Here is a 14,273-nt window from a genome sequence, read left to right as displayed (position 1 = left end):
CCTCTCCTCACAACTCGTTCTGGTTGGCCTCCAAAAACACCGCCTTCCCCCACCTAAATACTATTTCTTCTCTCCGGCGCCGCGCCCCCCCCCCCCCCCCCCGGCTGCTCGTGAACCCCCGGTCTTCTTCGGCAGGCTTCAGCGATCTTGCCCCGTTCGGCTTCGCGCCCCCGGCGCGGGGCGGCCTGTCGGCTACTACTGGCAAGTACCTGGTCGGGCGCAGCCGGGGACGCCCCTCTTAACAACGGCTTCTTCAAGTACCCCCGACAATCGGCTGCTGTGCGTTGGATGGTAATCGCATAAAGTTGATCAGAACGTTTCTCCGATTCGGACACCTCCCGCACAGCCCCGTCTGGGGATCACAAGGCCCCACCCCTCTAATGATCCGGGTCGACTCGCCCGTGCAGCGTGGAAAGGGCGCACCAGGCGCCCTTCATTTCCGATCGGCTATCAGCAGCCCCTTCACCTTTCGTTGTTAGAAGCGGTAGGTGACACCTGCGCCTATCAACCATGGATCGAGCTCCGCCTTTCCCGTCAGCTTCGCGCCGTCGACCGTGACGTCGAAGTCTGGCTTGAGGAAAACCTTCTTCACGTCGAAGTTGACGCCCCAGTGCTGATCCACCATGTAGTCGAACCCGACCTGCAGCGCGGTGCCGAACGTGTTCTTAACATGGAGAGCATCTGCACTGCCGACGTCCTGGTTATAAAAGATCGTGTAGTTCACGCCGGCACCGACATAGGGCTTGAATGCGCCGAAATCGGTAAAATGATACTGCAATGTGAGCGTGGGTGGCAGCAGCCAAACCTTACCGATATTGCCCAGTCCGCCGATCGTTCCTTGGCCCTCGATGTTGGCATAGGTGGTGCCGAGTATGAGCTCGGCAGCGATGTTGTCCGTGAAGAAATAGGAGATATCGAGTTCCGGCGTCACCGTATTTGAATAAGAAAGACCGGAGCCGGGCACTGCATTGACGTAGCCCGAATCCTCAGTGACGACCCCCAACGCACGCAGGCGGACCTGCCAAGGGCTTGGCGCTTCCGTGACCGAGGCTCCTGCCTGCGGGACGTACGCGGGGTGCGCAAGGTCCGCCGCGACGGCCTGCTGTCCCACCACCATGAGGATGACGGCCGCTGTTACCCGCCGCGCCACGCCCATTCGCTTTTTCGCCATGATATTCTCTCCTTGCTCTTCAGAAATGATGCGACGCACTATGAAAAATCCTGCTGGAATCGACGGAGCGCTCATGCGCAGTTGCGTGGGACAGCGCACACATTGTTTGTGCCGTGCTCGCAATCATCGACCTGTACTCACTTGTTGAAACGTTGCCCTTTGTCTCCGCCCACCTATCGAACGCCATCGGCTTGCCAGCCGATCGCACTGCGAAGGAAATTGTTACCCAGGGCAATGAATGCGGCCCGCTCCCGATTATCCTTGCCGTAGCCGTGCCCGCCCGCGCCGGGCTCGTAGAAGTAAGCGGGATAGCCAAGAACCTGCAGCTTTGCGGCCATCTTGCGCGCGTGGCCGGGGTGGACGCGGTAGTCCCGCTTCGTGGTGGCAAGCAGGATCGGCGGATAGGGTTGTCCCGGCGTTGCGGCGTGATAGGCGGAGATTCCTTTAGGAAAATCCATTCCTCCGGCTTGTCGGGATCGCCATATTCGTCAATCCAGCTCGCGCCCGCCAAAAGCTTGGTGTAGCGGCGCATGTCGACAAGCGGCATTTTGCAGAACAGCGCGCCGCAACGCTCTGGATAGCGGGTAAGCATATTGGCGATCAGAAGGCCGCTATTTGAGCCGCCCTCGGCGGCAATCCGCCTCGGCAGCGTAATGCCCCTTCGCACGAGGTCGGCGGCAACTGCGGCGAAATCGTCATGGGCGAGACGCTTGCCCGCCCCGCGCCCCGCCTCGTGCCAACGGGTGCCGAACTCGCCGCCGCCCCGGATGTTCGCCACCACGCACGTGCCGCCGCGTTCGAGCCACAGCTTGCCGAGCGAGGAGTTGTAGTGGGGCAGGACCGATTTTCCGTACCCGCCGTAGGCGGTGAGGTGAACCGGGGCATCCCCGTTCCCGTTCGCCGGACCGACCTGCGTATAGGGGATCATCTCACCATCGGTCGAGACTGCCGCGTGGCGCGTCACCACCAGCCGGGATGCGTCGAAATTCTCCGGGTTGCGCTTCAGGATTACTGGAGCGCCAAGAGGCGGCGCGGCATTGAGGTCTAGTAGGAGAAGCTTCCGCGGCGTGATCGGGTCCTGAGCCGAAAAGAGGACCTCTCCATTGGTCTCGTGACGTTCCGCATCGACCGACCGAAGGTGAACAGTCCCATCGGCGGGCACGGTGTCCAGCGCTCGGCGCGTCCATTCCTGGCGGCCGGGGGTGAACATCTCGAAACGCGGATCGAGGTCGACGAGGTAGGAGATAATGAGCTTCCCGTTATTCCAGAAGAATGACTGCAGGGAGCGCCTGTCGCCTGGTTCAAAGAGGATGGCAAAACTGCGCTTGCCGGCGATGAAGGAGGAAAGCGAGATGCCGATCAGCGCGTCCGCGGCATGGGTCATCCCTCCCACTGTCCATTGCTTGCGCGGCTTTACCGCCAGCCAGTCGCCGAAGCCGCTCCACGAGGCGTCCGGAGGAAGGTCGATCCGCATCTTCGGCCCGCTCCTGTCACCGATTCGGCCGATTTTCTCAAAGAAGGTCGACCGCTCGATGAACCAGAGGCGCTCGCTCTCGGCGGTGCGGTCCAGGCGGGCGGACACTCCGAGGGATTCGGAACCGGTCTCGAAGATTACGGGCGCGGTGAGCGGATCCGCGCCACGCTTCCACAGCCGCACGGTGCGCGCGTAGCCGGAGCGGGTGGCCATGCCATCACCAAACGCACTAGAAAGCAGAAGCGTGTGAGGGTCGAGCCAATTAACCCCGCCCTTGGCCTCCGCGAGGTTGAAACCGTCGGCGACGAAGCTAAGAGACTCCAGATCGAATTCGCGATGCACGACCGCCTCACTGCCGCCGCGCGACAGGCCCAGAACGGCTCTTTCCCGTCTCTCCGGCTCAAGGGATGCGCCGCGCCAGATCCAGTCCTCTCCGTCGCTAGCGGCGAGGGCGTCCAGATCGAGCAGCAGCTCCCACTGGGGATCCACTTTCATGTAGGCGGCAAGGGTGGTCCGGCGCCACAGTCCGCGCGGATTTCGGGCATCTTGCCAGAAATTGTAGAGGTACTGACCGCGGCGCCTGCTCAAGGGGATCCGGTCAGGGCGATCGAAAATCGCTGTCAGGGCGTCATGGTCCCGCTCGAATTCCGTTCCACCGAAGTGCTCCAGGGTCCTGGCAGACTGGCTGGCGGCCCAGTCAAGTGCCCGTTCGCCTTCTACATCTTCGAGCCAAAGATAGGGATCATCGTCGGGAGCATTCAGCATTGGGCGGAAATCGAATGCGGTCATGTCCGGATAACTCGAAGAGTGATGTCGCCTGGAAAACAGGCGCAAAGTCTTCCGTCGGCCCGGGAAAGCTCAGTTTTCGCGGCTGCGACCGCATGTTCGGCGCGCATTATCATGGGATTATTTCTCCTCTGTCCGTGCCGCAGCGCGTTTTGCGGACTGCCGTGCAGATGTCGTGCCAAATGAGAAAATCGTTTCATAACAATGCGATCACCCTGATGGCGCTGTGTCTCATGTCCGACATCGTCGAAGATCCGACAACGAATGCAGCCGTGACCGCCTGATAGAACCTCCTGTGCCAACTCGGTGGGCACTGCGGAATAAGCAGTGAAGCTCACCGCGAAAGCGGCCGAGCTTCGGATCGACATCGGCGACGCGGCGATCGACGACCACTACGTCGCCGGTGTCGGGCGCGGCACAGCCTGAGGACTCCGCGGCGCGATCATTGAATAACTGCGTTTACGATGGCTCCATCCTGGCCCCACCGGTGGGCACGCAAAAGACTGCTTTGCGGCCTCATCCCTTTGCCTGGATTGAGTCGCAGGGACCGAATGGCGCACGTGCTTTTGGAACCGGCAGAGTGGTCATAAAGCAATTGTCTTCCGGCTATCTTTCCAGAGATTTCGACAATCCAGTTGTGAAGGTCCCACATCGCGCAATCATTGATGCGCTCAGGTGTGGGCATACACCCATTCGCAACCATCTCATCAAGAGCATCGATCCGACACCAACATAGAGAATTGCTTCCCCATGAGAGAGGCCTCGCGGCGGACATGAGATTGCGTCACTCTTCATGATCGCGGCCTCCGAGGATGTCGGGATCGAGCCAGTGCAACGGCACGATAGGGCGAAGGATCTGGCAGCTGTTGCAACTCCCGACCTCGATGGCCAAGGCATATCGCGATCTGTCCGGCAGAGACACAAGGTTCTGCACTGTCCGTTCATGAAGACCGATTAGCTATTCGGAAAAAGGCGACATCGACGTGCAAATCGGGCGCCGCCGTGAGGCGTCCCCCTCAATGTCGGATTTCCGACAGGATCGCAAATCCGCCAACCTGTTGTTTAATAAGGGTTTCCTCCTCTGGCACGGCCCATGCACCGGATTCTACGAACGCATCAGCGAGACGTTGTCCATGATCATGCGCACCGAAAATGCCGTCGCCGCAGTGAAAACCGCGCTCTCGCCTGCCATCAAGCCGCCGAAAGGCATGATGGTTGAGGCGGGGCGATTGCGCCGGCTTCAACGCCTCATGGGCTTGGAAAGCGTCTCGCGTGACGGCGACGCGGGCATCCAGACGGGCGGATAGGACATACGTCGTTGCCCCACGTCGCCGGCATGACCCCAAACCGGTCGGGACCAAGGCTCGAAAACGTCCGCCAGGGGCCCAAAGGCTATGGCCGATATTCGCCGCGAACAAGCCGGCTAGTGGGAAGACTCTATAGGAGGAAAGCAGTGGAGTTATCTTGCGTTGGGGTCGGTGCCGGGCCGTCTAATTTGAGCCTAGCGTGTCAGATACACGAGCAAGTTGGGCAGGGGGCACTGTTCCTGGATCGGCAGGTCGACTTCCGCTGGCATCCAGGCATCGCATTCGATTCCTCGGAGCTCCAGGTCTGCCACTTCAAGGATCTGGTCACGCTGGTGAATCCGCGATCAGCCTACACTTTCGTAAACTTCCTGCACGAGAACGGGCGTCTGTATCACTTCCTGAACGCACAGTTCGAAGCCGTGCTCAGAGTTGAGTTCGAGCAATACCTGAACTGGGCCTTCCACAGGAACCCACTTGTGCGTGGCGGCGAGACGGTGCGTGGAATCCGCTTTGACGGCGAGTTTCGGGTGCGGACGGATAAGGCGGTTCTCGGCGCCAGAAACGTCGTGGTTGGCATTGGCAAGCAGGCGCAAATTCCGGCTCAGTTTCAGGGCTGGACTGGACGCAACCTGTTCCACTCATCTGTTTTACTGCACATGCATCCTGAGGTGCGGAGAAAGCATGTCTGCGTGGTTGGCGGAGGCCAGTCGGGAGCCGAGGTGATGTTGCACCTTGTCGGCCTGCCGAAAGAACGGCGGCCTGCCTCGATCACCTGGGTCTCGCAGCGCGAAAACTATTTGCCTCTCGACAACAGCCCGTTCACAAACGAGTTGTTCATGCCCTGCTTTTCGGATCGTTTCGCGGCGATGAGCGAGTCGCGGCGTAAGGTGCTCCTGCGGCGTTTCGTGCTTGCCTCGGACGGCATTTCGGAAAGCACGTTGCGCGCAATCTATCAGGCGCTGTACCGCCACGCATTTTTCGAACCAAACCGATGCGACATCACACTGCGGCCGGGCTGCACCGTCTCGCACTGCATCAACGCCGGCGCGGGTCACAGGCTGACCCTGCAGCACGGCATGGACGAGGTCGAAGAAGTCACGGCTGACATCGTCATCCTGGCCACCGGTTACGAGAACGCGGTGCCAGACTTCTTGGAACCCATCGCGCACCGGCTGGAGCAGATCGACAAGGAATTAGCTATTCGCGAGGATTTTTCGGTGAGCTGGGACGGACCGCGTGACAGACGCATCTTCGTACAAAACGCGAGCCTCGGGCAGCGCGGCCTGGCCGATCCGAATCTAAGCCTGCTGGCCTGGCGTGCGCGCCGCATTCTCGATAGCCTTCTTGGGCGCGCGCCATGCGCGAACTCCGAGCATCCTGGCTTCATCAGCCATACCTCGATCGAGAGCTGGCCCGCCCCCGCAGCCGAAGAAATGGGCAGCGGGATATGACTCGTAGACTTTTGATCATCGGCGGTGGCATCCTAGGAATGATGTCCGCCTCCGCTGCGGCGAAGGCCGGAGGCTTCTCCGAAATCATCGTGACCGAACAACCCCTTGGACCAAGCGGCGCATCGCATTATTCTGGGGGCGTGCATTTCCCCTACGGTTGTCAAGACCGTACCAGGTCGCTCACTCGAAAGAGCGCCGTGGTCTTGGCGGCCATGGCTGGGTCGGCGGTCAGCGGATGGTGCCGGCCTTTAGCGATGCGTGTCGTGGCTGGACCGGGTGAAGCGATTGATCCGGCCCAGTTTACGGAACCCCTGGACCCGGCTCAGCCTGACATAGGCAGTCTCGCGCCGAGCTTCTGCGGACAATATCCGCCGGAGCGGAACGCACTTAGCATCGCCGTCCCACATGACGTGAGTCCGTCTCCGTGGACCCGCAACTTGACCAGCGCCCGACTGACCTAATTGGGATGTCCGACCAACCAGTCTTTCCAACAGGAGGCTTTTCGCATGTTGACTGATGCACAAAGAGAAAAGTGGCAGAAAGACGGATACGTCAGGCTCGAAAGGTTCTTCGCTCCAGCGGCTCAGGAAGATATCTCTACTTTTGTCGAAGATATGTCACGCTGGGATGTCAGCGATGATAAATGGCTCATGTGGTTCGAGAAGACGACGGACAATCGAAAGATTATCTCCAAGATCGAGAATTTTCTCGACTTCCATGATCCATTGTGTCGTTTGCTCTTAGAAGATCAGCGCATAAAGTCAGCGGTCGAGGATTTGCTCGGCGAAGATTCGCGCAGGCTCAAGGAGTTGCTGATTTTCCATTACCCCGACAGCGGCGGCTATCTCCCGCATCAGGACATTTATCACATTCCACACAAACTCCCCCACCGGATGGTCCATGCGGTGGTTGCAATAGGCATCGACGACTCCGACCCGGAAAACGGCGGGCTTTTCTTCAGCCCCGGCAACCACAAGAAGGGGGTATTTCCCATGGATGCCGGTGGGGTGATCGATCCTCAAGTCGCCGAAATGTTCTCCTGGGAACCCGTAGTATGGAAGGCTGGCGACATCTTCATCTTCGACGATTACGCACCGCACTACTCACGACCGAACAATAGCAATCGTTCGCGCCGGACACTCTACTTGGTGTTCCAGCGTGCTTCAACCGGTGGACCGACCCGGGCTGAATATAACGTGCTTAAGCGCGCCCTTAACCCGCCCGAGGGCAAAGTGGCCGATCTCGACCAACTCAAGCCCCCAAATGGCATTTTCTATCGCGATTGAGCTCACGCAGCCAGGCGGAGGCAGGCACACGAAACTGATCGACCGCTCAAAAATGCGCGGAGAGTATGGCGTTCTGATTTGCGAGCTCGCGGAGCATAGACCGCAGCCCGTTGCGACGCTTCGGCACGTGGATTGTGGAGGTGGTCGCAGGGCGGTATTCTGTGACGCCTACAGCCCGACTGGCGCCCCCCTCGTCGCCCGCCTGGCGGCCCAGAGCTGCATTATCCTGGCCGGGGCCGCCAACGGGTCGGGCTACCGTTTCTCTCCACAAAGTCCACGGGGGGCTGTCGCTGTCGCGTTGGCAGCCGAAGATCCCACTGCTTCAACAGCTTAGGTTCGTCATGCGCAAATACACGTTTTCTCGAACGGAGCTGTCGCGGGCGTTCGGTATCGACATGGCCACGCTTGGAACGGGAAGCGCTCGCACGGGGTTTTCATTCGGAAAGGTTGGACCCGGCATCACATCCGAGCCCCATCGGCACGACGAAATCGAGGCCTTCGTGGTCCTGTCAGGATCGGGCAAGGTCAGGACCGACCTTGGGGAAATCTCGGTCGAGGCGGGCGATGTCGTTCTGTTCCACCCTTTTGAAGCGCATGTGCTGCGCAACGACGGAAACGAAGACCTAAATTTCGTCGATGTCTACTGGCGAGACGGCCAGGCCGCCCTTGATGCCGCTGCAAAGACCACGGCTCCACGAGGGCCGATCTTCGTCTTCTCCACGCCGCCAACGCCAAATGGCGATCTGCATCTGGGGCATCTTTCTGGCCCCTATTTCGGCGCCGACGTCTATACTCGTTTCCTGCGCATGAAAGGAGTCGAAGCATATCACCTCACTGGAAGCGATGACAACCAGAGCTACGTCACGACACGCGCCGATGCCGATCAATCGACGCCTGCGAACGTGGCGCGCTACTACGCCGACGAGATTCGCGCCACGCTTGCACTTCTCGATTGTGACGTCCACAGCTTCCAACCCACAATGGGCGATGACGGTTACGGCGAGTTTCAAGCCGCGTGTTTCCGCAGTCTTCTGAGCAGCACGGCGGTAGATCTGCACCAGAGCTCTGCGCTTTTCGATGCTGTGACAGGCCACTATCTTTACGAGCCGGATGTTAGCGGCCTCTGCCCCGATTGCGGCGGCTCCGCCGGTGGCAACATCTGCGAGGAATGCGGCGCCCCAAACCTTTGCCACGACTTGGGTGCAGCCCGGTCACGGCAGTCTGCCGAGGCGCCGCTGGTCGGCTCCGTCCGCCGCCCGGAACTTGCCTTGGACCGATGCTACGACAATATCGACCGGCATCTAAGGGCGTCGGGCGTCCCGCTACGGATCTTGGATCTCTTCGCGCGCCTACGCCGACGCGGCAACTTTTCAGTGCCCATCACCCACCCCTCGGACTGGGGCCTGCCGGCCGAAGGGTTCCCGGGGCAAGTGATCTGGGTCTGGCCGGAAATGGCCTTCGGTTTTCTTTACAACATCCAGGCGCTCGGCCGCTTGCTGGGTCGCGACTGGAAGGCGGCCATGCCCGGCAATGACTGGCAGATTGTCCATTTCTTCGGCTTCGACAATTCGTTCTACCACGCGCTACTCTACCCCGCTCTTTACGCCGAGGTCTTCTCCCACTGGACGCCTCGCATCCATTATCACGTCAACGAGTTCTACCTGCTCGACGGCAAGAAGTTCTCAACCAGCTGCCGCCATGCGGTCTGGGGCAAGGAGGTTCTGAGCCCAAAGACAGTCGACGTCGTGCGCCTCCATTTGGGCCTGACACGCCCGGAAGGTGAGCGGACGGATTTCACGCTGAACGCGCTGCGCCGCACCGAGAACGAGGTGTTCCAAGGGATTTGGCTGAACTGGCTTGATGCATTGAACCAGGAGATCAAGCAGGATTTTGCCGGCCGTGTACCCGATGCAGGCGACTGGAGCCCGGCCGACCGCGCCTTCTTTGCTCGGATAGAGATCTATCGCGCGGCGATGGAACGCGCCTATTCGGACGAAGGCTTCTCGGTCCGGCGCGCGGCCGCTCAGGTCTGCGATTTCGTGCGCGATTGCGTGATCTACCGTCGGGCGCAAGACTATGCGGCGGCGCGACGTTTCTATCCCGCCCGCAATCGGACTTCGCTAGCCCTTCAGACGACGGCCGCTGCGATCCTGGCACCGACACTCGCTCCGCTGATGCCCCGATTCGCCAGAACGCTGGCGCGAGGCATCGATGGCGTCTCAACCGAAACATGGCCCCGGTCCGTCCAGCGCCTTGCGCCCGGGACGCGCTTTGATCTCGGACCCGTGTTGGTGTTCTACGCCAAATCCGGCAATCCTCATCTCGATGAGGAGGAAGCACTATGAGCCCAAAGGTGCACCAGTGAGCTATCCCGATCTCGACCAGATCTGCGCGGCAATCAAAGCCGATGATGCCAAATATCTTTACTCGCTGTCACTGGCGACCGAAACCGCTATCAGACGGTAGAGACCAGATTGGCGGACCTGAACCAACGCATCGTCGACACCCTGGCCCGCGCCTTCGAGACCGCTCAGCCGATCGCTTCCCAGCCCTTGCTGTTCGTGCCGCAATTGCCGTGTGGGCTCGACTGCGCTGACCAACCTCTTCGGCATCGCGGGATTTCCGTCCTCCAGCCGGTCAAGACTGCCATGCGGTTCGAGGCGCTTGGTCAACCTGGCGCGCCCTGGATCGTGCGCCGATCACCGGAAATGTCGAATGCGAACGCCTGCCTGATGGTATCTTCGATTCTGTCCGAGCCTGTACCGGCGCGGCAGTCGGCCGAAGAACAACTGAGCTACTGACAATCGGAAGGTAGCAGGTTCAAAATTCTGCCCCAGAAACCGGATATTGCGCACAACCAGCGTTCACGATCGCGATGGTGCACAAGCTTCCAACCAGACCCGCGCAACGACAGCCCGTCGCCTGAAGATAGTCGGCGAGGGCCGCCAAATCCCTCGCAAGCGTATCCTCCGTCACATGCACGCCGTCTTCGCCCACAATGCAGACGCTTGTCTCGTCGAGAGATAAGTTCAGCCAGGGTGCTCCTTCAGGATTGCGTGTTTGCTCGGGTACGGGGCCGCCCCTCAGTTCCCAATCGAGGAGCGATCCTACAATTCACATATTTGGAGATCGCTCGCTAGGTTAGCCGGCTGTGAACCCTGCAAGCCGAAAATTCAGATGCCGCCCATGCACAGATATTTCATTTCGAGGTAGTCCTCGAGGCCATGGCGGGATCCCTCCCGCCCGATGCCGGACTGTTTTATCCCACCGAACGGCGCCGCTTCTGAAGACATCCGGCCGGTATTTACCCCGACCATTCCATATTCCAAGGCCTCGGCCACACGCCAGACACGCTTCAGGTTGGAGGCATAAAAGTAGGCCGCGAGGCCGTAGATCGTGTCGTTGGCCTCACGCACGACCTGATCCGCATCTTTGAAGCGAATAATCGGTGCCAACGGCCCGAATGTCTCTTCTTGCGCGACGGTCATCTCGCTGGAGACACCGGTCAGGACTGTCGGTTGGAAAAACGTGCCATTCGTGCCGATGCGTTTGCCCCCGCATCGAATTGCGCCGCCTTTGGCGACGGCATCGGCAATATGGGATTCGATCTTGGCCAAAGCGTGCTTGTCGATGAGCGGTCCGATGTCCACTCCGGGAGCGAAACCGTCACCAACTTGAAGTCGGCGAGCCCGTTGCACGAATTTCTCGACGAACTCGTCGTGAACGCCCGACTGGACGTAAAGGCGGTTCGCCGAAACGCAGGTCTGGCCGGCATTGCGGAACTTCGCCTGGATCGCACCGTCAACCGCGGCATCGATATCGGCATCATCGAAGACGATGAAAGGTGCATTGCCGCCGAGCTCAAGGCTGACTTTTTTGATCTGGTCCGAGCACTGGCGCATGAGAAGGCGCCCGATCTCAGTCGACCCGGTGAAGCTGATCTTGCGGACCTTGGGATTGGTACAAAGTTCGCGGCCGACCGCGTCACCTTCGGACGCATAGATCAGGTTGACGACGCCTTCGGGAAAGCCAGCCTGATGGGCGAGGGCGAACATTACTCCCGCCACGAGCGGCGTCTGTTCAGCGGGCTTGAGGACGATCGTGCAGCCCGCCGCCAAGGCTGGCGAGATTTTGCGCGCCACCATCGAGGCCGGGAAATTCCATGGCGTTATCGTACCAACAACTCCGATGGGCTGCTTGATTACCAGCATTCGGCGGTCCATCGATGGTGCGGAGATCGTCTCGCCATAGACGCGATTGGCCTCCTCGGCGTACCATTGCAGATACGCCGCAGCATGCGATATCTCCGACTTGGCTTCGGCAAGCGGCTTGCCCATCTCCGCGGTGAGAATCGTGGCGAGATCGTCGGCGTGGTCGATGATCAACTGATGCCATCGCCATAGAACGTCGCTGCGCTCACGTGCGGTCAACCCTGCCCATCCAGGCTGCGCGACATAGGCCTTGTCGATCGCAGCGCATGTCTCATCGACACCCATGTCGGGTAGTTCTGCCAGCACTTCGCCAGTCGACGGGTTGAGGACCTCGAATGTCCGCTCGCTAATCCGCGTGCCAAGTGCCGGCAGGCGATCAATGGGTCCAAACAGGTCAGGGGATCTCAGGTGACGGATCATCGGCAGGCACAGGGGCAATACCGGATTCCTCCTCAACGCAGCAGGTATATATAGCAGGTGCGGTGTGTACTCCGCGACGTCCGGGTTCCTTATAGGGCCTCGGCCAGACAGCTGGTAGACCACGGTAACCAACTGGAAAGGGAGAATACCTGAATACGCTAGAAGATGCCTCGCGGTTCTACTAGTCGAACGATTGAACAACGGACATCGGCTTCGCCAGCCGCGCGGAGTGGATGCTGGTGGACTGCGCCTACAATCTGCGGACCACGAATCGGCGACTCTATCCACTCGAAGAGAGGCTGGCCTGAGGAGGGGCGCACCCCAATAATGACGCCTGAACCGGCAAATGCCTGGCAAGGCCCGCGAAAACCGCTCCTCGCGGCTTTAAACAGATCCCGTTTACCGGGCGAGCGCCCGCAAGATGAGAAAGAGGATGGAGAGGAACAGGGTGGCGAAGGCGCGCCGAGGGAAGACCGGCCGGCGCATTTGCATGGGGATGGAGCTCATGATCAATTCCCCGCCTGTTGCTGCGGCAAAAGATAGCCTGTGGTCGAATGGTCGAGCACCAGATAACGCGCGGCGACCGCCTTGACCTCGTCGGTGGTGACCTGGCGGACGCGGTCCGGCCTCTCGAGCACGTCCTTCACATTGCCACCGGTGGTGAGCGTCTTGCCATAAATGTTGGCGATGTGGTCCAGCTCGTCGTGCGCAAAAATCACCGAGCGGATATAGCGGTCTTTGGCCTTGTCCAGCTCGTCGCGGGTGACGCCATCCTTGGCGATCCGGGCGACTTCGGCAACGGCCGCCGCTTCGAGATCGACGAGCTTTGCATCGCCGCGCGGCGAGCCGGAGATGGTGAAATTGGTGTCGTCTAGCATGGTGCCCTGGAAGGAGGCGCCGGCCGCCGAGGCTATGCCTTGCTTGACGACAAGCTCCTGATAGAGCCGGCTGCGGTTACCGCCGCCGAGGATCTCGGCCAGCAGGTCGAGCGCCTCGGCCTCGCCGGGCTCTGCCGTATGATAGGACGGCACCACCCATTGAGTGGAAAAGCTCGGCACCGAAACGCGCGCATCGGTCAGCGTCACTGTGCGCCTGGTGTTCTGCTCCGGCTCGACCGGACGGTTGCGCGGGGGCAGGTCCGGCCCGCGCACAACCTTGCCATAGGTCTTCTCGGCCAGCGCCTTCACCGTCTCAGGCTCTACGTCGCCGGCCACCACCAGCACGGCGTTGTTCGGTCGGTAGTATTTGTTGTAGATGGTGAATGCGTCGGTGCCGTTCAGCTTCTCCATCTCCTGCATCCAGCCGATGACCGGAATGCGGTAGGGCTGGTTCTGCCGCAACGTCGCGTTGACCTCCTCGTCCAGCAGAGCATGCGGGTTCGTCTCTCTGTGCCAACGGCGCTCCTCCAGGATCACGTCGCGCTCGGTCTGGATATCATCGTCGTTGAGGATGAGGTTGAACATGCGATCGGCCTCGAAGCCCATCATCTCACCCAACGCCGAGGGCGCCACCGTCTCGAGGAAGGTGGTGTAGTCATAGGCGGTGAAGGCGTTATTGTAGCCGCCGATGGCTGAGACGGCTCGGTCGAACTCGCCGGCGGCGTGGTTGGTCGTCGCCTTGAACATCAGATGCTTGAGGAAATGGGCAAGGCCGGATTTGCCGGGTGGCTCGTCGGCGCTGCCGATCTTGTACCAGACCATATGAGTGACGATCGGCGCGCGGTGATCGGGGATGACGACCACTTCCATGCCGTTGTCGAGCAGAAAATCCGTCACCTTGCCGCCGGCAGTGGCGGCCAGAGCCGGAGCGGTCGTCACCAGGGCCAGCGCGGTGGCAATGAACGCGTTGCGCAGCCAGGCGGACGATCGATGGCTCCGGTTGTGGTGGCTGGTCGAAAGGCAAGGTTCGAGGCAAAGTGATTTGTCCCTAATTTTGATGAAGGCGCTGCGTCCCCGTCTCCCCGCGTGGGAGGATCGGCGGGTAGCGCCGAGCCAGATGAATAAGCTCTTCATGGAGCCAGGCCTTACCCGAGCCTCATCTTTGGATGGACCCAGGAGACCTGCGGCGGTATTTCTTGGTGAGGTGATCATGGGACGGATTCTCCTTGGTCCGCGACGCCTTGCGGATGACCAAGCATGCACCGTGCCAGATCAGAAAACCGTTCGAG

The 14,273-nt window shown here is 60.4% G+C and carries 9 protein-coding genes and 1 pseudogene; 6 read left to right on the top strand and 4 right to left on the bottom strand.

Annotated features, from left to right (window positions below; translation table 11 throughout):
- Positions 1-475: 475 nt before the first annotated feature.
- Positions 476-1,171, bottom strand: a complete 696-nt coding sequence (locus tag NKJ72_RS28815; protein ID WP_502901914.1) for an OmpW/AlkL family protein — start codon at positions 1,169-1,171, stop codon at positions 476-478.
- Between the two features lie 173 nt (positions 1,172-1,344).
- Positions 1,345-3,434 (bottom strand): annotated as a pseudogene (locus NKJ72_RS28810) (prolyl oligopeptidase family serine peptidase).
- Here NKJ72_RS28810 and NKJ72_RS28805 point away from each other — a divergent pair.
- The 6 genes from NKJ72_RS28805 to NKJ72_RS28780 all read left to right on the top strand — a co-directional run bounded on the left by NKJ72_RS28805 (position 3,425) and on the right by NKJ72_RS28780 (position 10,276).
- Positions 3,425-3,715: a hypothetical protein gene (locus NKJ72_RS28805; protein ID WP_352480458.1), complete on the top strand. Its 291-nt coding sequence runs from the start codon at positions 3,425-3,427 to the stop codon at positions 3,713-3,715. The pseudogene NKJ72_RS28810 and the gene NKJ72_RS28805 overlap by 10 nt on opposite strands.
- Before the next feature lie 849 nt (positions 3,716-4,564).
- Complete coding sequence (locus tag NKJ72_RS28800; protein ID WP_352480457.1) at positions 4,565-4,738, top strand: hypothetical protein; 174 nt, start codon at positions 4,565-4,567, stop codon at positions 4,736-4,738.
- Between the two features lie 146 nt (positions 4,739-4,884).
- A complete protein-coding gene (locus tag NKJ72_RS28795) occupies positions 4,885-6,189 on the top strand; it encodes a lysine N(6)-hydroxylase/L-ornithine N(5)-oxygenase family protein (protein ID WP_352480456.1) in 1,305 nt (434 codons plus the stop codon).
- A 506-nt stretch (positions 6,190-6,695) separates the two neighbouring features.
- A complete protein-coding gene (locus tag NKJ72_RS28790) occupies positions 6,696-7,475 on the top strand; it encodes a phytanoyl-CoA dioxygenase family protein (protein WP_352480455.1) in 780 nt (259 codons plus the stop codon).
- 110 nt (positions 7,476-7,585) lie between these two features.
- Positions 7,586-9,820 (top strand): class I tRNA ligase family protein, encoded by a 2,235-nt coding sequence (locus tag NKJ72_RS28785; protein WP_352480454.1) that lies wholly within the window; start codon positions 7,586-7,588, stop codon positions 9,818-9,820.
- A gap of 129 nt (positions 9,821-9,949) precedes the next feature.
- Positions 9,950-10,276, top strand: coding sequence for a hypothetical protein (locus tag NKJ72_RS28780; protein ID WP_352480453.1), 327 nt, complete (start codon positions 9,950-9,952; stop codon positions 10,274-10,276).
- Between the two features lie 372 nt (positions 10,277-10,648).
- Here NKJ72_RS28780 and NKJ72_RS28775 read toward each other — a convergent pair whose 3' ends face one another.
- A complete protein-coding gene (locus NKJ72_RS28775; RefSeq protein WP_352480463.1) occupies positions 10,649-12,106 on the bottom strand; it encodes an NAD-dependent succinate-semialdehyde dehydrogenase in 1,458 nt (485 codons plus the stop codon).
- Between the two features lie 509 nt (positions 12,107-12,615).
- Positions 12,616-14,118, bottom strand: a complete 1,503-nt coding sequence (locus NKJ72_RS28770; protein ID WP_352480452.1) for a M16 family metallopeptidase — start codon at positions 14,116-14,118, stop codon at positions 12,616-12,618.
- Positions 14,119-14,273 lie beyond the last annotated feature (155 nt).

This window comes from Mesorhizobium sp. M0045, assembly GCF_040323385.1.
Lineage (GTDB): Bacteria > Pseudomonadota > Alphaproteobacteria > Rhizobiales > Rhizobiaceae > Mesorhizobium.
This window is presented reverse-complemented; position numbering and strand designations above follow the sequence as displayed.